This window comes from Kitasatospora sp. NPDC048715 (assembly GCF_043198905.1).
GTDB lineage: Bacteria > Actinomycetota > Actinomycetes > Streptomycetales > Streptomycetaceae > Kitasatospora > Kitasatospora lactacystinica.
The window spans coordinates 1-17,456 of record NZ_JBICVH010000015.1 but is presented as its reverse complement, the minus strand read 5'-3'; the positions used below and the strand labels follow the sequence as shown (position 1 = coordinate 17,456).

Annotated in this window: 19 protein-coding genes; 14 read left to right on the top strand and 5 right to left on the bottom strand. The window is 71.4% G+C overall.

Annotated features, from left to right (window positions below; all coding sequences use genetic code 11):
- Positions 1 to 436: 436 nt before the first annotated feature.
- The 3 genes from ACGFSC_RS26395 (at position 437) to ACGFSC_RS26385 (ending at position 4,896) form a co-directional block, all read left to right on the top strand.
- Entirely contained in the window at positions 437 to 2,608 is a 2,172-nt protein-coding gene (locus ACGFSC_RS26395; RefSeq protein WP_359904064.1) for a catalase, read from the top strand.
- A 281-nt stretch (positions 2,609 to 2,889) separates the two neighbouring features.
- Entirely contained in the window at positions 2,890 to 3,846 is a 957-nt protein-coding gene (locus ACGFSC_RS26390) for a TIGR03557 family F420-dependent LLM class oxidoreductase (protein ID WP_359904067.1), read from the top strand.
- Between the two features lie 318 nt (positions 3,847 to 4,164).
- Positions 4,165 to 4,896: a ribonuclease BN gene (locus ACGFSC_RS26385; RefSeq protein WP_359904070.1), complete on the top strand. Its 732-nt coding sequence runs from the start codon at positions 4,165 to 4,167 to the stop codon at positions 4,894 to 4,896.
- 382 nt (positions 4,897 to 5,278) lie between these two features.
- Here the strand turns inward: ACGFSC_RS26385 and ACGFSC_RS26380 are convergent, their stop codons facing one another.
- Both ACGFSC_RS26380 and ACGFSC_RS26375 read right to left on the bottom strand, forming a co-directional pair.
- Positions 5,279 to 6,013 (bottom strand): class I SAM-dependent methyltransferase, encoded by a 735-nt coding sequence (locus tag ACGFSC_RS26380; RefSeq protein ID WP_359904073.1) that lies wholly within the window; start codon positions 6,011 to 6,013, stop codon positions 5,279 to 5,281.
- A gap of 10 nt (positions 6,014 to 6,023) precedes the next feature.
- Positions 6,024 to 6,710, bottom strand: a complete 687-nt coding sequence (locus tag ACGFSC_RS26375) for an HAD family hydrolase (RefSeq protein WP_359904076.1) — start codon at positions 6,708 to 6,710, stop codon at positions 6,024 to 6,026.
- A 119-nt stretch (positions 6,711 to 6,829) separates the two neighbouring features.
- On the opposite strand from ACGFSC_RS26375, the gene ACGFSC_RS26370 reads away from it, so the two are divergent.
- From ACGFSC_RS26370 to ACGFSC_RS26360, 3 genes are all read left to right on the top strand, one after another.
- A complete protein-coding gene (locus ACGFSC_RS26370; protein ID WP_380630775.1) occupies positions 6,830 to 7,174 on the top strand; it encodes a hypothetical protein in 345 nt (114 codons plus the stop codon).
- 63 nt (positions 7,175 to 7,237) lie between these two features.
- Complete coding sequence (locus tag ACGFSC_RS26365) at positions 7,238 to 7,561, top strand: plasmid stabilization protein (protein ID WP_359904079.1); 324 nt, start codon at positions 7,238 to 7,240, stop codon at positions 7,559 to 7,561.
- 288 nt (positions 7,562 to 7,849) lie between these two features.
- Complete coding sequence (locus tag ACGFSC_RS26360) at positions 7,850 to 8,116, top strand: hypothetical protein (RefSeq protein WP_359904082.1); 267 nt, start codon at positions 7,850 to 7,852, stop codon at positions 8,114 to 8,116.
- Between the two features lie 14 nt (positions 8,117 to 8,130).
- Here the strand turns inward: ACGFSC_RS26360 and ACGFSC_RS26355 are convergent, their stop codons facing one another.
- Positions 8,131 to 8,502 (bottom strand): low affinity iron permease family protein, encoded by a 372-nt coding sequence (locus tag ACGFSC_RS26355; protein WP_359904085.1) that lies wholly within the window; start codon positions 8,500 to 8,502, stop codon positions 8,131 to 8,133.
- Between the two features lie 353 nt (positions 8,503 to 8,855).
- Between ACGFSC_RS26355 and ACGFSC_RS26350 the strand changes: the two genes are divergently transcribed.
- Together ACGFSC_RS26350 and ACGFSC_RS26345 are read left to right on the top strand one after the other, a co-directional pair.
- Entirely contained in the window at positions 8,856 to 9,251 is a 396-nt protein-coding gene (locus ACGFSC_RS26350; RefSeq protein WP_359904088.1) for a hypothetical protein, read from the top strand.
- A gap of 8 nt (positions 9,252 to 9,259) precedes the next feature.
- Entirely contained in the window at positions 9,260 to 9,493 is a 234-nt protein-coding gene (locus ACGFSC_RS26345) for a DUF6296 family protein (RefSeq protein ID WP_359904090.1), read from the top strand.
- A gap of 175 nt (positions 9,494 to 9,668) precedes the next feature.
- Here the strand turns inward: ACGFSC_RS26345 and ACGFSC_RS26340 are convergent, their stop codons facing one another.
- On the bottom strand, positions 9,669 to 11,750 hold the full coding sequence (locus ACGFSC_RS26340) for a YbdK family carboxylate-amine ligase (protein WP_359904093.1): 2,082 nt from the start codon (positions 11,748 to 11,750) through the stop codon (positions 9,669 to 9,671).
- A gap of 174 nt (positions 11,751 to 11,924) precedes the next feature.
- Here ACGFSC_RS26340 and ACGFSC_RS26335 point away from each other — a divergent pair, with 174 nt between their 5' ends.
- The 6 genes from ACGFSC_RS26335 to ACGFSC_RS26310 all read left to right on the top strand — a co-directional run bounded on the left by ACGFSC_RS26335 (position 11,925) and on the right by ACGFSC_RS26310 (position 15,355).
- A complete protein-coding gene (locus tag ACGFSC_RS26335; RefSeq protein ID WP_359904096.1) occupies positions 11,925 to 12,581 on the top strand; it encodes a HemK2/MTQ2 family protein methyltransferase in 657 nt (218 codons plus the stop codon).
- Complete coding sequence (locus tag ACGFSC_RS26330; RefSeq protein ID WP_359904099.1) at positions 12,565 to 12,822, top strand: CDGSH iron-sulfur domain-containing protein; 258 nt, start codon at positions 12,565 to 12,567, stop codon at positions 12,820 to 12,822. Before ACGFSC_RS26335 ends, ACGFSC_RS26330 begins: the two co-directional genes overlap by 17 nt.
- A gap of 230 nt (positions 12,823 to 13,052) precedes the next feature.
- On the top strand, positions 13,053 to 13,511 hold the full coding sequence (locus ACGFSC_RS26325; protein ID WP_359904102.1) for an SRPBCC family protein: 459 nt from the start codon (positions 13,053 to 13,055) through the stop codon (positions 13,509 to 13,511).
- 171 nt (positions 13,512 to 13,682) lie between these two features.
- Positions 13,683 to 14,255: a type 1 glutamine amidotransferase domain-containing protein gene (locus ACGFSC_RS26320; protein WP_359904105.1), complete on the top strand. Its 573-nt coding sequence runs from the start codon at positions 13,683 to 13,685 to the stop codon at positions 14,253 to 14,255.
- A gap of 150 nt (positions 14,256 to 14,405) precedes the next feature.
- Positions 14,406 to 14,966 carry a hemerythrin domain-containing protein gene (locus ACGFSC_RS26315; RefSeq protein WP_359904108.1) on the top strand — a complete coding sequence of 187 codons (561 nt, stop codon included), beginning with the start codon at positions 14,406 to 14,408 and terminating at the stop codon, positions 14,964 to 14,966.
- Between the two features lie 104 nt (positions 14,967 to 15,070).
- On the top strand, positions 15,071 to 15,355 hold the full coding sequence (locus ACGFSC_RS26310; RefSeq protein ID WP_380351542.1) for a hypothetical protein: 285 nt from the start codon (positions 15,071 to 15,073) through the stop codon (positions 15,353 to 15,355).
- Positions 15,356 to 15,415: 60 nt separating this feature from the next.
- Here the strand turns inward: ACGFSC_RS26310 and ACGFSC_RS26305 are convergent, their stop codons facing one another.
- Positions 15,416 to 16,963 (bottom strand): ISL3 family transposase, encoded by a 1,548-nt coding sequence (locus ACGFSC_RS26305; RefSeq protein ID WP_359904126.1) that lies wholly within the window; start codon positions 16,961 to 16,963, stop codon positions 15,416 to 15,418.
- Between the last annotated feature and the right edge of the window lie 493 nt (positions 16,964 to 17,456).

Here is a 17,456-nt window from a genome sequence, read left to right as displayed (position 1 = left end):
TCGCGGTGCTCATCAAGGACGGCCCGAGCATCAAGGTCTCTGGGCGCTCCTCCTTCAGCTGTGCGGCCACGTACCCGGCGTCATCCACGGCATCTACCAGGTAGTGAAGGACTGACCGGGACGCGCCCGCTCTCGACGGCCGCCTCCGGGTACATCCCCCGGTTGGTCCACAGTCGCGTGGGCAACCCGGCGCACAGCCCCCGATGCGGTACGGGCCCGCAGGGCTGCGGTGTTCGCCGGGCCCGGTCGGCCCTCGGTCGGACCGACGCTCGAAGGCTCGACGTGCCCGGGTGCGGCCTCGGGCTGCGGAGCCGCTCCGACACCCCTAGGCTCCCAGCTGGGCGTGCCGGCTTTGAGCCGCTGGCGGGCAGCCGCGACCCGCAGCGCGGGCGGCCGCGAGCTGCCTCGTACAGGTCCCAGGACGGAGAGCATTGAGATGACCATCAATCCCGGACCGCCTGAAGGACGCCCCCATGCGCCTCTTGTCACCGAGGCTCCCGATCCGGGCCGTCCTTCGCGGGGGGAGCGTGATGCCAAGGACATCGCGCTGGACGCCTTCCGGGCCCCGGAGCCGGACGGTGCGCTTACCACCGACCAGGGAGTGCGGGTCGACGACACGGACAACTCCCTGACCGTCGGCGACCGTGGCCCGACGTTGCTGGAGGACTTCCACCTGCGGGAGAAGCTCACCCGCTTCGACCACGAGCGCATTCCCGAGCGGGTGGTGCATGCTCGCGGTGCCGGCGCGTACGGCTTCTTCGAACCCTACGAGTCGCTGGCCGAGTTCACCTGCGCCGACTTCCTCCAGGAGGCCGGGCGCCGGACCCCGGTGTTCGTTCGCTTCTCGACCGTCCAGGGCCCGCGCGGCTCCGCCGACACGGTGCGCGACGTCCGCGGCTTCGCCACCAAGTTCTACACCAGGCAAGGCAATTACGACCTGGTCGGCAACAACATGCCGGTGTTCTTCATCCAGGACGCGATCAAGTTCCCCGACTTCGTGCACGCGGTGAAGATGGAGCCGCACAACGAGATCCCCACCGGCGGCACCGCACATGACACGTTCTGGGACTTCTGTTCGCTGCAGCCCGAGTCCACCCACATGCTGATGTGGGCGATGTCTGATCGGGCGATCCCACGCAGCTTCCGGATGATGCAGGGCTTCGGCGTGCACACCTTCCGCCTCGTGACCGCCGAGGGGCGCGCCACCTTCGTCAAGTTCCACTGGAAGCCGAAACTCGGCGTCGCATGCCAGGTCTGGGACGAGGCCCAGATCACTGCCGGACGCGACCCCGACTTCCACCGCCGCGACCTGTGGGAGGCGATCGAGGCCGGCGAGTTCCCGGAGTGGGAACTCGGCGTCCAGCTGATCCCGGAGGAGGACGAGTTCTCGTTCCCGTTCGATCTGCTGGACCCGACGAAGCTGGTGCCGGAGGAACTCGTGCCGGTGCGGCCGGTCGGCCGGATGGTCCTCGACCGCAACCCGGAGAACTTCTTCGCCGAGACCGAGCAGGTCGCCTTCCACACCGCCAACATCGTTCCCGGCATCGACTTCACCAACGACCCGCTGCTGCAGGGTCGCAACTTCTCCTACCTGGACACTCAGTTGATCCGCCTGGGCGGTCCCAACTTCTCCCAGCTGCCGGTCAACCGCCCGCTCGCCGAGGTGCGCACCAACCAGCGCGACGGCTACGGCCAGCAGGTGATCCACTCCGGGACGAGTTACGCGCCGAACTCGGTCGGCGGCGGATGCCCGGCCACCCTGGGCGGCGGGCGCCTTGCCGAGGGGGTGTTCGAGCACTACCAGGAGCGTGTCGACGGGCAGGCGATCCGCCGGCGCAGTCCGAGCTTCGCCGACCACTACGGCCAGGCCGCGCTGTTCTGGCGCAGCATGGCCGACTGGGAGCAGAGGCACATCATCGCCGCGTTCTCCTTCGAGCTCGGCAAGGTCGGGGACCAGGCCGTGCGGCGCCGGATGGTCGCCAACCTGATCCGCGTGGACCAGGAACTGGCTGTGGAGGTCGCCCGCCGCATCGGCGAACCCGAGCCCGCGCCCGAGCCCGCACCGGACCGGTCCACCGGCAACCGCGAGGCCGGAGCAGCAGGGGAGCGGGTCTCGCCCGCGCTGAGCCTGGAGAACCTGCGCGGCCACGGCATCCGTACCCGCAAGGTCGCCGTCCTGGTGGCGCAGGGCGTGGACGCCGTCCAGGTGCGGGCCGCGCGCACCGCCCTGCAGGCCGAGGGCGCCACGGTGGAGACCCTGGCCCGGTACGGCGGGAGCGTGGCCGGCAGCGACGGCCAAGACGTGGAGGTCGAGCGGGCGTTGGCGACCACCGCCTCGGTGCTGTACGACGCCGTGGTCGTCCCGGACGGCGCAGAGGACGCGCTCGTCGTGGATCCGGACGCCGTCCGGTTCGTCAACGAGGCACTGCGGCACGGCAAACCGGTGGCCGCGCTCGGCGCCGGCACGGCGCTCGTGCGCGCCGCAGGGGACCGCGAGGCGGAGCACCTCGCCGGGGTTGCCCTGTGCGGCCCGGGCCGGCAGCCCGGCGCCTCGTTCTGGGAGGACTTCGTCCACCTGATCGAACAGCACCGGTTCCCGCAGCGCTGAACCCGAGCCCGAATCGCCCGCGTGACCTGCCCAGGAGGAGTTCCGGTCCCGCTGCGCGGGCAGGCCCGGACCTACGGGGGCCAACTGGCCGTCCGCACTCGTCAGGGCGAGGCCGGTGAGCGCTGCCCGTTCGCCGGCTTAACCCGTTCGCGGTCGATTCCGTCGGCCTTGCGGCGCTGTCAGGGAGTACTCGAAGGACCTTCGGCCTAGCGTGGTGGCGGCAGTGCCCGAGTGGCCGCAACCCGAAGCGGGGAGGACGTTCACGAAGGAGCAGATCCCGATTGACCGAGTACGGCTACTTCCTGTCGTGTGAGGAGTTCACCCCCGCGGAGCTGATCGACCAGGGCCGCCGCGCGCAGCAGGCCGGGTTCACCCGGTTGGCGGTCTCCGATCACTTCCATCCGTGGGACGACGCACAGGGCAACAGCGCGTTCGTGTGGTCGGTGATCGGGGCGTTGTCGCAGGCCGTCTCGCTGCCGGTCACCACGCTGGTGACCTGTCCGATGGTGCGGCTGCATCCGGCGGTGACCGCGCAGGCCGCCGCCACATCCAGCGTTCTGCTGGATGGGCGCTTCGCTCTTGGCGTCGGGACGGGGGAGGCGTTGAACGAGCACGTTCACGGCGATGCGTGGCCGTCGTTCGAGGTGCGGGCCGAGATGCTGGAGGAGGCCGTCGAGGTGATGCGCAAGTTGTTCACCGGTGAACCGGTCAGCCACCGCGGCCGGCACTACACCGTCGACAACGCCCGCCTCTACACTGCCCCCGACCAGCCGCTGCCGGTGTACGTTTCCGCCTTCGGGCCGAAGGCCGCCGAACTGGCTGGCCGGATCGGGGACGGGTTCGTCACCATGACCCCGGACGCCGACCTCGTGGGTTCGTTCCGCGAGGCCGGGGGCCAGGGCAAGAAGGTGGTGGGCGGTGTGAAGGTGTGCTGGAGCAGCAACCGGGAAGCGGCCGTGGACGTGGTGCACCGGCTGTGGCCGACCGAGCTGCTGCCCGGCGAGCTCGCCCAACTCCTGCCCAGCCCGGCGCACTTCGAACAGGCAAGTCAGCTCGTCACGCGCGACATGATCGCCGACGCGGTCGCCTGCGGCGACGATGTGGAGCAGCACGTGGAGACAGTGCGCGCATATGCGCGCGCCGGGTTCGACGAGGTCTACGTCGGGCAGGTCGGCCCCGACCAGGAGGTCTTCTTCGACGCCTACCGTGAGCTGGTCCTGCCCGCCCTGAACTGCTGACCCGGGGCTGTCCGACTCCTCTGGCCACGTAGAACCGAGTACGCACAGGGGCGAGGCCCCGCTACAGGGCCCGGTCCCGGCGGTTGGCACCTTCGGGTTCAGATACCTCCGGGAGGCAAAGGTGGCGGCACGGCACTTCACGGATCCGGGGCATTCGGCGCTGCCGGGATGCCGCAAGTTCTGGCAGCTGAACGGCGTGCGAAGGCGTGCCCTGTGAGGCGTCGTGCGAGTGCCGGTCCCGCTCCTGTGCGAGCTGCCTGGCACCGGTTGTGCTCTGTGTGGGGGCGCGCGTGGGGGCGCGGGTCGGACATCGAGCTGATGCAGCGTTCGCTGGCCTTCGCTGCACTGTTCTTCGTGACCTTGGTGCCGCTGCTCATGGTCATCGCGGCGGCTTCCCCGGCCCGCGGCAACGGGATCGCCCAGTGGATCACCGACGGCCTGGGGTTGTCGCCACGTGGCGGCCAGGCCGTCGAGATGCTGTTCAGTTCACGCGGGCAGGTCCTCAGCACGACCACCGGGTTCAGCCTCGCCGCGCTGGCTGTCTTCGGTATCTCGCTGACGAGTGCGATGCAGGGCGCCTATGAGCGGATCTGGGGCCTGCCGGGAGGACCGTGGCACCGCGTGTGGCGCCAAGTCGTCGCGCTGGCCGGGCTGACCGGCTATCTCGTCCTCGCGGCGTGGAGCGGTGTGCCGTGGCACCACACCGCCGTCCAACCGACCTTGCGGATCCTCGCCACGGTGCTGGGTGGCCTGCTGCTGTTCTGGTGGCTTCCGCGCTTTTTGCTCGGGGCCCGTGCCCCGCAGCGGGGGCTTGTGCCCGGTGCGGTGGCCACGATGGTCGCCCTGGCCGGTCTTCGGTTGTTCTCACGGCTGGTCTTCGCCCCGTTGCTGGTCTCCAACGCGGTCTCCTACGGCACTGTCGGCGCAGTCCTGGTGGTCCAGTCCTGGCTGATCGGGGTGGGCTTCACCGTGTACGGCGGAAGTCTTGTGGGGTGGGCCCTGGTCGGCGGCGACCAGTCAGCCGCCGATGACGATGGTGAGGGGGATTAACGGCGGTCGCTGCATGTCGGCATCCGGTGAGTAACCGGCTGACGAGGATAGCGGGACATTGCCGGGCGAAGCAGACGACTGATCCGGTGCGGCACGGGATCGAGACTGCGGCGCGATGCCCGCGGCGCTGGTCGCCGGGGCCGCGGGCGGTCCGGCGCCAGGGGTTGGCTGAGCGGATGAGGCCGGCTCCGACGGCATGCGCGCGAGGGCAGGCCGGCTCGGTTCTTCCGGCGGTGGAGATCCAGCCGGCCAGCGCCGCCGTGAATCCGTGCGTAGCCGGGATTGTGGGTCCATCCGGGTTCCGGTCAAACGCTCGTGCTGTGGGCCGTCCAGCATCAGTGGCACCCCGGAACGTGATGCCCGCAGGCGGGCGGGGTCGGATCTAGAGAGCGGGGCGGCGAGCCGCCATGAGGTCGGATCCGGGGGCTTGCACAACGTGCAGTCCTGCGGCTTCGAGTTCCTCGGTGAGCCGCTCGGGCGGGGCAGGCCACATGTCGAACGCCTCCCGGGTCTCGCGCAGGAGCTCCTGCTCTCGTTCGACGCGGTAGGTGAAGACCACGCGCAGGATGCCGCGGTGGGGCCGACGGATGACTTCGGCGCTGTACTGGTCGGGGCCGACCCGCACCGGACCGAGCCGTCCCGCTGCCTCGCACCCTCTCGGCAGGCCGGCGGGCGGCGGATCGAACAGGAGCAGGCCGCCGGGCAGGAGGGCTGCCGAGATCGCCTTCCAGGTGGCCCGCCTGGTCGGGGGATCCAGGCAGGCGATCATGTTGGAGGCGACGGCCAAGTCCGCCACGGCCGTCAGGCCCGCCGCCTCGAGGGGCTCGGGGTGCACGGTGACGCGAGCGCGCTGGTCCGCCCCGAGGTGGGCCAGGCGCGACAGCAGGGCGGTGCGCATGGCCGGGGCCGGTTCGACGGCGTGGACGGGCACACGGGAGGCGCGCAGCAGGACCTCGGTGACGGTGCCGGTGCCGGCACCGACATCAAGGACCGCGTGGCGGGCCCGGCTGGCGGCCGCGGCAAAGCGCCGCTCGGCCAGACGGCGGTCGGTCTCGGCCTGCAGGAGATCGTAGAACTCTGCGGAGACCGCGTACCCGCTGTCGGGGGAGTCGTCCACGGCTGTGCGTTCAGCCGCGTACGGGCTGGAAGTGCGACGGGTCCGCGAGGGCGCTGGAATCGAGACAGGCGAGGAGTTCGCCGACATCGGTGTGGACCTTGAGGGCTCCGGCCGAGCCCAGGGCCCGCTCGCCGAAGCCGCCGGAGAGCACCGCCACGCAGGTGACCTGGGCCCTGGCGGCGGCCTGGACGTCCCACGGGGTGTCGCCGACGAACAGTGCCTCGCCCGGTCTGGCACCGGACGTGGCCACAGCAGCGCGGACGAGGTCGGGGGCGGGCTTGCCGGCTTCGACGTCGTCGGCGCTGGTGGCGTGATCGATCGCGTCGTCGGCGGCCAGCACCCTGCGCATGGTCTCCAGGTCACGTCCCGAGGCGGAGGAGGCGAGGGCGATCGTCCAGCTGCGCCGTTTCAGTTCCCGCAGCAGACCGCCGGCGCCGTCGAACACCCGCAGGCGCGACCAGAACCGGGCGAAGAGCGCCTGGTGCGCCGCGGTGATCGCCTCGTCCTGGCGGTGGTCACGGCCCTCGCCCAGCACGTGGTCGAAGAGCTGGTCACCGCCCATGCCGATTGCCCCATGGATGCGGGCCATCGCCGGGGTGTGGCCGAACTGGGTGAGCGCCTCGGTCCAGGCAACGGAGTGCCAGTAGCTGGTGTCGAGCAATGTACCGTCGACATCGAACAGCGCTGCGGCCGGCATCGAAGCCTCCCTCACTCACGCCCCGGCATGTCCACCCTGTCGACGCTACGGCCCGACGACCGGCCACGCACGCGGCGCCAGGCCGTTTGCCCCGCTGTTTCCGGGAAACCCGAGGCAGGGTGGAAACTGCCTGCCGGACCATCGTCATCACCGGGGCCAGCGGCGGCATCGGCCGCGCGACCGCCGTGCTGTTCGCCGCCGACCATCCCGGGCGGCGGGAGTACTGGGTCGGCGGCAGCACGGTGGCGACCCTGGTGGCGAACGCCGCCGTGCCCGGGCTGCTGGACCGCTACCTGGCCCGCACGGGCTTCGACTCCCAGCAGGAGGACCGCCGACGCCGCGCCACGGACCCGGACAACCTGTTCGAGCTGGTGGATGCCCGGCGGGACTTCGGGGCGCACGGCCGGTTCGACGACCGGGCGCGCGGCTGGACGGGTGCAAGCCGGTTTGCCCGGTGTTGGTAGCGGGTTCCTCTCACGGATGCGGGGAACACGCACCCCGCAGTCATCGGACAGGAGTGTGTGATCATGCCTCGCGGATCGAGTCCCAAGCGGGAGCGGCAGTACGAGCACATCAAAGACAGTGCGCTGGAGCGTGGTGAGAGCGAGAAGCGCGCCGAGGAGATCGCCGCGCGCACCGTGAACAAGGAGCGTGCCCGGCACGGGGAGTCGAAGACCGCCAGCCGCAGCTCGGTGAAGGACATGTCCTCCTCCCGTCGCGGTGGGCTGCGTTCGCACAGTGGCGCCCAGGGGCCGACGAAGGAGCAGCTCTACAACGAGGCCAGGCAGCGCAACATCCACGGGCGCTCGAAGATGAACAAGAAGGAACTCGAACATGCCCTGGGCCGATAGGAGCTGGTGACCGTGGGTGCCGTTCCTGTGTCGTCCGAGCCCGATGTCGCCCCGGTTCCACTGCCGTCGCCCCCGCCGCAGCCGCCCAGCCCGCCGGAGCCGGTGGAGCCACCAGTGCCGCCGGATCCGCCCGCGCCTCCCGGCTCGCCCGAACCGCCCCCTGAACCGCCGGCCCCGCCCGGCCCGGGCGAGCCCACGGAGCCTGCTTCGCCGGAGCCCGGGCACCCCCGCCCGCCGGAGCCTCCCGACTGACCCGGAGCCCATGACACGGCCGGGCAAGGGCTGACCGTGACCGAAGCAGCCCTGCTGCCGTTCGCGGTGGCCATTCCCCTGCTCGGGGCGGCACTGCTAGCCGTCGCCGGTCGCAGACTGCCCCGGACCGGCTGCGACATCCTGGCCACCACAGCCCTCCGCCGGCCCGCTGCCGACCGGCACGCGGCTGCCCGAGCTGTACGGGCGCTGCGCCGCCTGCGTTCTGGACATCTCGGCGACTACCTCGCCCGGCTCGCCCTCGGCGTCACGGTGCTGTGCGTCGCGATCGCCGCCCAGACCTGAATCCTCCCTGGCCCCTACAGCCGCTCCTCCATGCCGATGGCTGCCTTCAGATCCTCGTAAGCCTGACCGCGCTTACCTTCATGCTGCTCCAGCATCGCCCGGACGATCGCATCCAGCTTGCGCTGGATGGCATGCTCGGCCCGTCGCTCGGAGTTCTTCAGCATCGCCAGCAGCAAGAGCGTCACCGCGCCCATCGCATCGCCCACCAGAAGCTGCCACTCGATCGGCAGCCCGGCCACATGTACCGCGACGACCGCGCCCACCAGGCACAGGCACACCAGCGCGAACAGCGGCGAGCTGGTGAAGTTCGACGCCAGCTCCGCGAACTCCTCGAACCGCCCGCGCCGACCGTTCCCATGCTTACGAGCAGGATGCTGAAACGTCATGCCGACGCCCTCTCCGTCCGGTACGCAAAGACAGCCGCCTCCACTGTCTACCGACACCGTCCCCGGCGGGCCGCGGGCGCGGCAACACGCCACACGGTGCCCTCCGCAGGCGATGATCGCCATCAGCCCGTCACCGTCGCCCACGGCGTTGCCTGCGGGCAGCCGGGTCGGCGAGGCCTCTGGGCAACGAGCATGCGGGTTGGTGGGTTGCCCCCGACTGGCGCGGTGATCCTCAAGGGTGTCGCCGAGGCCGGTCGAGCGGGCGACTCCGGCGGCCCAGGCCGGTGGATTTCGAGCCCATCGGTGGGGCAGGATCATAAGCGGACAGCTTCCCTCGCGCGAGGAGGCCGATCATGTCCGCCCACCACTGTCCGCCGAGGACGTCTGCCGGCCCGGCCCTGCGGATCACGGTCGCAGACCTGCCCGGGACAGCCGGCACCATCCGCCGGGGCGGCAAGGACGACCATGACCGGCGCGGTCGGCTGGAGGACACCCTCGTCCGCGCGGTCAAGGACGGCCCGCCCCGTGAGATCGACCTGTCCCACCTCCTTCTGCGCGACTCCACTCGTCTCGACGCCCTGCTCCAAGCGCGCTTCGGACGCCTGCGCTGCCGCGACCGCCCTGGTCTCGGCCGTCCCGTTCGCTCGGACCAGGCGCCTGCTGGAGGTCACCGGCACCGACAGGGCTTCACCGTCCGCGACACCGTCCGCGCCGCCCTCGCCGACGCCGGTGCCCCACCTGCACCATGAGGTCCGCCATGGACACCTCCGAGCGCTACGCGATCACCATGCCGGGCCCACCAGGCGCGCAACGCCCGCCCGAGATCGTCGTTGTCCACGCCACCGGCGACAGGACGTCCGACGGCATCCCGATCTACGCCGACGACACCGGAACCTTCAGGGTGGAGATCCAAGCCGGTACGGCCAGGCCCTTGGACGCCGCCACAGGGCCCGGCCGGCACACCTGCCTGCACGCCACCCCGCTGCTCTGACCGCAGCATTCCCACCCGTCCTCGGCCGGGACAGCAGCCGTGCCCGCGCGATCATCCTCGTTTCGAGCGCCTGCGGTGCGTTGAGCTGTCTCTCGTAAGGCACGTCACCAGGGGACCGCGTCCCGAGGCTCGACCACGAAGCGCCGGAGCGAATTCAGGGAGTGGATCCCCCCGGTCAAAGCCCGGGGGCGTAGGGGGCGATTCCGACGATGAGGATGTCGCGGCGCCCTTCGTTCCCGTCGTCACCGAGGCGGACGGGGCCGACGTAGTGGCTGACGCGTCGGTCGTGCACGCCGTAGCCGTCAAGCGGCTCGGTCAGCACGAAGCGGTCGTGGATCGCTTCCGGGGGCAGCGCGTAGGGTTGCCGGCCGGCGCTCTCCGGGGTGGCGATGACGTTCTCGCCGCCCTTCACGTTCCGGCGGCCGATCAGGTGGGCGAAGGTGAAGGTGGCCGGCGAACCGCCGTCCTGGTGCAGGCAGTTCGGTGAGGACACCGCCTCCTGCTCCTGGTCGTGGACGCCGAGCGAGATCAGGTGGATGCCGACGTAGACGGGGACGCGGTGCAGGTCCTCCAGCCACAGGGCACGGTCCAGGTCGGCGCGGACGAGGGCGTCGAGCAGCCGGTTGCGGTGCAAGGCCTCCGGGATGTCGGGCAACCGGCGCCGCACCCGGGGGTACTCGGGGTTGTGCTCGTCCTGCCAGTACTCCGTGACGGTGCCGAACTCCTCGTCGGGGGTACCGGGGATGTAGGACAGCTCGCCGGTCCAGGGCAGGTGGACGGCATGCGAGTAGCGGCGGAAGCGGTGGGTCTCACGGGCGTACGGATCCGGCGGCAGGCCCTGGTAGGAGTCGGCGAGCCGGGTGAAGTCCTCGGCCAGGGCCACGGTGTCGATGCCGAGGTCCGCGGCGTTCAGGCGGGCGTACCCGTCTCGGCGCACCCGACCGCCGCGCTCGGGCGGTTGTCCGTGCTGCTGCGCTCTGTCGTCCATCGGCTTCTCCGGGCGGTCGCGGGCGTCCGTGGACATGGGGCCGGGTGCCCTTCCGGCTTCCTCCACGCTGGCACACCCGTCGGGGTCGCACCCCCGGAGGGTCCGCCGTGCGGATGACCGGGGCGGGACGGCCTGCGGGGTGGTCATGCAGTTCGCGAGGTCGTCCACGACCGCGGGCAGGCCGCCGGCCCGGTGGGCGGCACGCTGACGGTGGGCGCCGCTGCCGCGGATGGCCAGCCGGTCGACGAAGGCCGTGACCCGCTCCAGGTCCCCCAGGTCCTCCAACGCCGCGCCGATGTGCTCGACCAGCCTCCGTGCGCGCTCCGGGGCGGGCAGGACGCGCCCGGTCAGCGCGTCCGCTCCCGGCCCCGGCCAGCCGTCGCGGGTCGCGTACCAGTACGCGCCGCGCAACAGCTCACCGCGCAGCCGGGGGCCCTTGTCGTCGCGCTCCGCCAGGCGGGCGGAGGTCACCACCAGACCGCGCACGACGGCCGCCAGGGCCACCGAGTCCGCGGACTCGGCCGGAACGTCCATGCACCGCACCTCCAGCGTCGGCAGGCGGGGGTGCGGGCGGGTGTCCCAGAACGGAAGCTCGGCGAAGGAGCTCCCGCCGACCTCCGCCATCGCGCTGGCGACGCGCCGGTAGTCGTCGAAGGACTCGACCCACGGTGGCGGTCCGAGGGAGGGGAAGCGCAGCCGCAGCACCGAGCGCCAGCTCGCGTATCCGGTGTCCCGTCCGGCGTGGAACGGCGAGTTGGCACTCATCTCCACCAGCAGCGGCAGCCACGGGCGCAGGTGGTTGCCGACCAGGGCCGCCACCTGGCGGTCGTGCAGGCAGACGTGGACGTGCAGGGCGCAGACCGCGAAGTCGTCCATCAGGGTCCGGAACAGCTCCACCCCGTCGCGGTACCGGGGGTGGTCGCCCACCGGCACCGCGCTACCGCCCCCGATCACGGGCGTCGCACTGGGACATACCGTCAGGCCCTCGGCCTCGGCGCACGCGGCGAGCGTGCGGCGCAACCGAACGAGCTGGGCGGACAGTTCGCCCATCGTGGCGCACGGTGGTGTCCGCACCTCGACCTGGAGGTCCGTGAACTCACCGGACACCAGGTCTCCCAGCACGCCCGCGGCGCGGGCGGCCAGCCGCGGACCGCCGGGAACCACGGCCCGGGTCGCGGGGTCCACGACGAAGTACTCCTCCTCCACGCCTACCGTCGGTGGCAGCTCCTGGCCGTGGCCCGTACCGCCCGGGGTGCCGCTGTCGTCCACCTCACCAGGCTCCCTCTCCTCGCTTGTGTCGGCATCACGGGGGTCCGGCAGGCGTGGCGTCGGGTGGCCGGCCTCGGCGTGCGCCCCGAGCCCGTCGTGCAGGGGTGGTGTGCTCACCGCTGCGGTGCCCGGTGTGGCAGGTGTGAACCGTGCCCAGTCGGGCAGCCGCTCGGCATGCTGTTGATCCGCCCACCCGGGGTCTACGCGCCCCAGGGTGACACCGAACTGCTGGCCGCCTGTGTGGGACGGGAGCCGTTGGACGGCTCCAGCCGGGTGCTCGACCTGTGTACCGGGACCGGGGCCGTCGCGATCGCGGCGGCGCGCAGCGGGGCCCTCGTCACGGCGGTGGACCTGTCCGCCCGGGCGGTGGCCGCCGCCTGGTGCAACACCCGGCTGCACCACGACCGGGTCCGGTTGCGCCGGGGCGACCTCCTGGCGCCGTTGCCCGGTGAGCGCTTCGACCTGGTGACCGCGAATCCCCCGTACGTCCCGACGGACCCGGCCGGGGCGGCTCCCGGCCGGGGTGCAGCGCTGGCCTGGGACGCCGGACCGGACGGACGGTTGGTCCTGGACCGGATCTGCCGGACGGTTCCCGGGGCGCTGGCCGAGGGCGGCGTGCTGCTGGTCGTGCAGTCCGCACTCGCGGACGTGCCGGCCACCCTGGCGCTCCTGCACACAGCCGCACTGCGTACGGAGGTGGCGGCGCGACGGCGGCAGCTCTTCGGGCCGGTCATGACGGCCCGGGCCGCCCTGTTCGAGCGGCTCGGACTGATCCGGCCGGGCGAACGCGAGGAGGAGCTGGTGGTGGTGCGCGGTGTCCGAGAGCGTTGAGCGCCCCGCCACCCGGGTGTTCGTCGTGCCGGGTGGCCCGCTGCTGGTCGAGGGACCGGTGGAGGTCGTCCTGCCGGACGGCACTCGGCGGCTGTCCGACCGTCCGGTGGTGGCCCTGTGTGCCTGCCGGCGCAGCCGCACGTACCCGTTCTGCGACACCAGCCACCGGCGGCACGGGCGATCGCCGCGGCCTGCGGAGCGGGACCACCGGGACTCGGACGGCACGGCCGGCGGGGAGTGAGCGCGGGGACGCGTGCCCTCCGGCGCCGTTCGCTGCCCACGGCGTACCCCGCCCCGCGGTGGTCACAGGTCGGCCGGTCGGACGGTGATGGCCGTCGACCGGCCGATCGGTGCCCGCGTTCCGGACGAGGGCGACCGCGCGGCCCGGGACGCGTGATTGGGCCGGCACCGGCGGGGCAGGCGCACGGTACGGCCGGGACAGCCCCGGTCGAACCGTGAGAGGAGGCCGGGATGAGCATGGTCAAGGAGTCCGTGGACGTGGACGTCCCCCTGCACACCGCGTACAACCAGTGGACGCTGTTCGAGGAGTTCCCGCGCTTCATGGAGGGCGTCGACTCGGTGACCCAGCTGGACGACCGCCACAACCACTGGCGGACCAGCATCGGCGGCGTCACCCGTGAGTTCGACACCGAGATCGTCGACCAGCTGCCCGACGAGCGGATCGCCTGGCGGACCACCGACGGCGAAGTGGACCAGAAGGGCGTGGTGACCTTTCAACAACTCGACCAGGGCCACACCCGGGTCGCCATGGCCATCGACTTCCGGCCCGAGGGCATGGTGGAGAAGGCCGCCGACGTCACAGGAGTGGTCGACCGCCGGGTGAAGGGAGACCTGAAGCGGTTCAAGGAGTTCATCGAGGAACGCGGCACGGAGGAGGGCGGCTGGCGCGGCCGGATCAGTCCGGGCTGAATCCGCTGTCGACCGTCCACGCCACCGGCCGCCGGGACACCCTCCTGGCGGCCCGTGGCCATGCCGGATCAGGAACGGCTGATCCGGCATGGCCCAGGGCTCGGCGGGTACCCGCCGAGCCCTGGGTGCGCGTTCGCACACCCGAGGGAAATCCGCGTACCAGGAGGAGAAATGACCCAGCACGGCAAGGTCCTGGCGATCGTGACGAACTACGGCGTCGAACAGGACGAACTGCTCGTCCCCGTACTGCACCTGCGCGAGAACGGCGTCCACGTCGACATCGCCGCCCCCGAACAGGACGGGATCCGCACCCTGGTCGGGGACAGGGAGCCCGGCGAGACAGTGCAACCGACACTCACCCTCGACGAGGTCGACGCCAGCGACTACGACTTGCTGCTCATCCCGGGCGGCACCATCAACGCGGACACCCTCAGGCTCCACCGGGCGGCCGTTGACACGGTGCTCGCCTTCACCACCGCCGGACGGTCCGTCGCCGCCATCTGCCACGGCCCATGGCTGCTGGCCGAAGCGGGCGTGGCCTACGGCAAGCGGCTCACCTCCTACCCGTCGCTGCGTACCGACCTGGCCAACGCCGGCGCCACCTGGGCCGACGAACCGCTGGTCACGGACGACGCCAACAACTGGCGGCTGGTGACTTCACGCAACCCCGGTGACCTCGAACACTTCCTCCGGGGAATCGATGCCGCGCTGCGTACCCGGGCCGGGGCCGCCGACCCGCGCTGAGTGCGGGCCACGTGCGGACGACCGTTTGGCTCCGGGGCTCCCGAGGGACACGCAGGGGCGATGGGAACCCGCCCATGACGGAGACGGGGCTTCAGGGCCCGCCGGCGGGCCGCCCCCTACCCGGCAAGGACACAGAACGGAGCATTCGCCGTGCACTACGACGAAGACCTGCTGGAGCAGCTGACCGCCGACCACCGGTCCGTGCTGGTCCACTTCAGCGAACTCAGTGGCGTACCCAGTGGGGACCTGCAGCGCAAGGACCTGGCCGATCTCGTGACCGATCAACTGGTCCGCCACACCCGGGCGGAGGAGCAACACCTCTATCCGATCGCCCGGGACCGGTTGGCCGACGGGCCGGCCGTTGTGGAACGCGAACTCGCCGACCACCGCGCGGTGGAGGCGTTGCTGGAGGAACTCCGCCCGACCCACGTCACCTCGCCCCGCTTCGACCGGCTGGTCGCCCGGCTGGCCGAGGAGGTGACCCGGCACGCCGGCGACGAGGAGGCGCGGCTCTTCCCGGCCGTACGGGCCGTAACGAGCGAGGCCGAGCTGCGCGACCTCGCGGTCAGGGCGCGGGAGACCAAGGAGTCCTCGACCGGTCGGCCCCGCCATCAGCCACCCACCGAACGCCCGGCGGACCGCCTGCCGCCACCTGAGCGGTCGGTCGTCGAGCGGGTGCGGGACTTCCGGGCTCCGGGCGGACCGCACTGACCCCGCGCGGCGCCCGAACCCATCGACCGTGGGGCCGCCGGTCGCAGTCGGTGACGATCCGTACGACCAGCTGCCGGAGCGACGGACAACCCGTCTGACGTCCAGTGAACCCCCGTCGCGGCTGGCACCGGGTTCGGCACGGGCGCGGCTTCCTCCAGCGCGATGCGACGGGTGCGACGCTAGGTGACGACGATGCCGTGGCCCGACTCAAGGGTCCGGGCCCCTCGCCGGCGCCTACGGACTTGTGGATCTGTCCCAGGTTCAACGGTCGCATCCAGGTGGTGGGTGCGCCGCCGACCGGCCCGGTACCTGTGCCACCCGGACTTCCGGGCCCGCCAGGAGGAGGCCAAGCACGACCACGTCCTGGCCGTCGCCGTCCGTGGCCCTAATTTCGGGTTCTGGATCACTTTCCGGGCTCTGTCGCTGATTGAGGGGTTCCTCCTTGTTGATCACGGTGACAGGAGGATGCGGCGTCGCAGGAGGTCGAAGTTGGCCCGGCCGTACATCTGTCTCTTCAGCAGTTTGATCCTGGTCACGTTGCCTTCGACAGCGCCCGAGGTGAGGGTGGTGGTCAGGGCGGCGAGGACAGCCGCGCGGTCACGTCGGATCCCGCCGGCCAGCGAGCGGAGTTCTCGTTGTCCGTCGAGACGGACATCGGCGAGCCAGACGTCGAGGGCCAGGTGCTCGCTGCGGCGCTCGCGAACCATGGTGGCCAGGCGCCGGGCGTACTCGGTGGTCGTGGCCAGCGCGGGGCTGCGCTCGCACAGCTCCTCAAGGCACTTGCGTTCGGTGTCGTCGAGCCGGTCGGGTCGGCGCATGATCCAGTCCGTGACGCGGCGCACGGTCAAGTGAGGAAGCGGGGCCTCCGCCGGGATCGCTCCGTTGCGGTAGGGCCGCAGGTGCCGCTGGACGGTGTTGACGTCCCCGCGGTAGCCCAACTGCTGGATCTCCCGCGTGAGCGCGGCGGCGTTCGTGCAGCCCTCCATCCACCGGTGGTGCAGGTAGCGCCGGTAGTCGTCGACCAGGCTGGGGCGGTGGGTCGCGGCCACGAGGAGTTGCTCGACGTCGGCGGCTCGGGCGAAGCGCAGGACGGTGCCACGACTGAGGCGGAGTTCACGGGCGATGGCACGAAAGCTGTGGCCGCGTTCGATGCGTTCGTGGATCTGCTGGTGGCGCTCACGGGTCCGGGCGACCAGGGGACGCGGCCTGCCGTGGATGTCCAGCTCGTTGAGGGCGGTGGTCCCGGAACGGGGCACGTCATCGTGGTTGTCACCGGCGGTGAGGGGTTCGCGCAGGTCGGCGCGATGGCGGCCGACGACGCGTTCGACGGCCTCGGCGAGGTTGTGCAGGAGGTGCCAGGCGTCGGCGACCTGTTGGGCTTGTGGCGCACCGGCGCGGGCGCCGTCGCGGAAGGAGTCGGCGCGGTCACGGCAGATGATCCGCACCTCGGGGTGGTCGCGCAGCCAGGCGGCGAAGGTGTTGGCGGTGCGGTCCGTGAGGACGTCGACCGGGCGGTGGGTGTCCATGTCGATGAGGATCGTCGCGTAGGTGCGACCGCGGCGCACGGCGAACTCGTCCACACCCAGGCGCGGGACGAGGCCCGATGATGGGAGGGGCAGTGCTCGGATGAGGCGCAGCAGTGTGTCCCTGCACGCGGTCATGGCCAGACGTCCCGAGAGCCGGGCTCCGGCCCGCCCTCCCAGGAACAGTGCGATCTCGGTGAGTTGAGCGGTGAGGGCGGTCGTGCGGCGAGCGTGTCGGGACGTCAGATCCGGGATCTGCTCGGCGAACGTCCGCCGCCCGCACCGGTCGTTGCCGCACACCGGACGCCGCGCTCTCAGTTCCAGGCGCACCCGCCTGCCGGCTACGGGGCGATCTGCCAGTCGCCGCTTGTAGTAGCAGTGCAGCCGCGACGATCTGTGCTCGCATCCCGGACAGGCGGCCGACGCCGCCACGGACCGTACGGCAAGGCGAACCTCGCCCTCCCCGACAATCATCTCTTCGATCTCCACCCCGACACCCGGGAAGAGCAGGTCAGCGACCCGAACTCCATCAGCCACGCCCAGGTGATGCCCACCTATCTGTGGCCCCGCGCGAACCCCTCAATCAGCGACAGAGCCCGGAAAGTGATCCAGAACCTAATTTCACCCGTCGGCGACACCGAGTTCCTGCCCGGCAAGTAGGAACGCCTGGGACTGCTCGGTCACAGGATCGCGGGATCACGGCATAGAAGTCCACGTCGGTTCGGCTCTGCCCTCCCGAAGCTGCGTTGGTTTCGGTGCCCTGCCTCGCGTCTGCCGCCCGGCCACCGGCCGGGCGGCAGACGTCGCAGTCGGCCCGCGGCGTCTCAGGCCATCCGCGTGCTGCTCACCGGGTCGCCCCCGAGCCCCGCTCTGGGGTGTGTCCAGTGAACGGTGTAACTCGGTTGGGTTGAGTTAGCGGCGGCCGGCGGAGAGTCGGCCGTCGAAGGCGATCTCGAAGGCGTTCAAC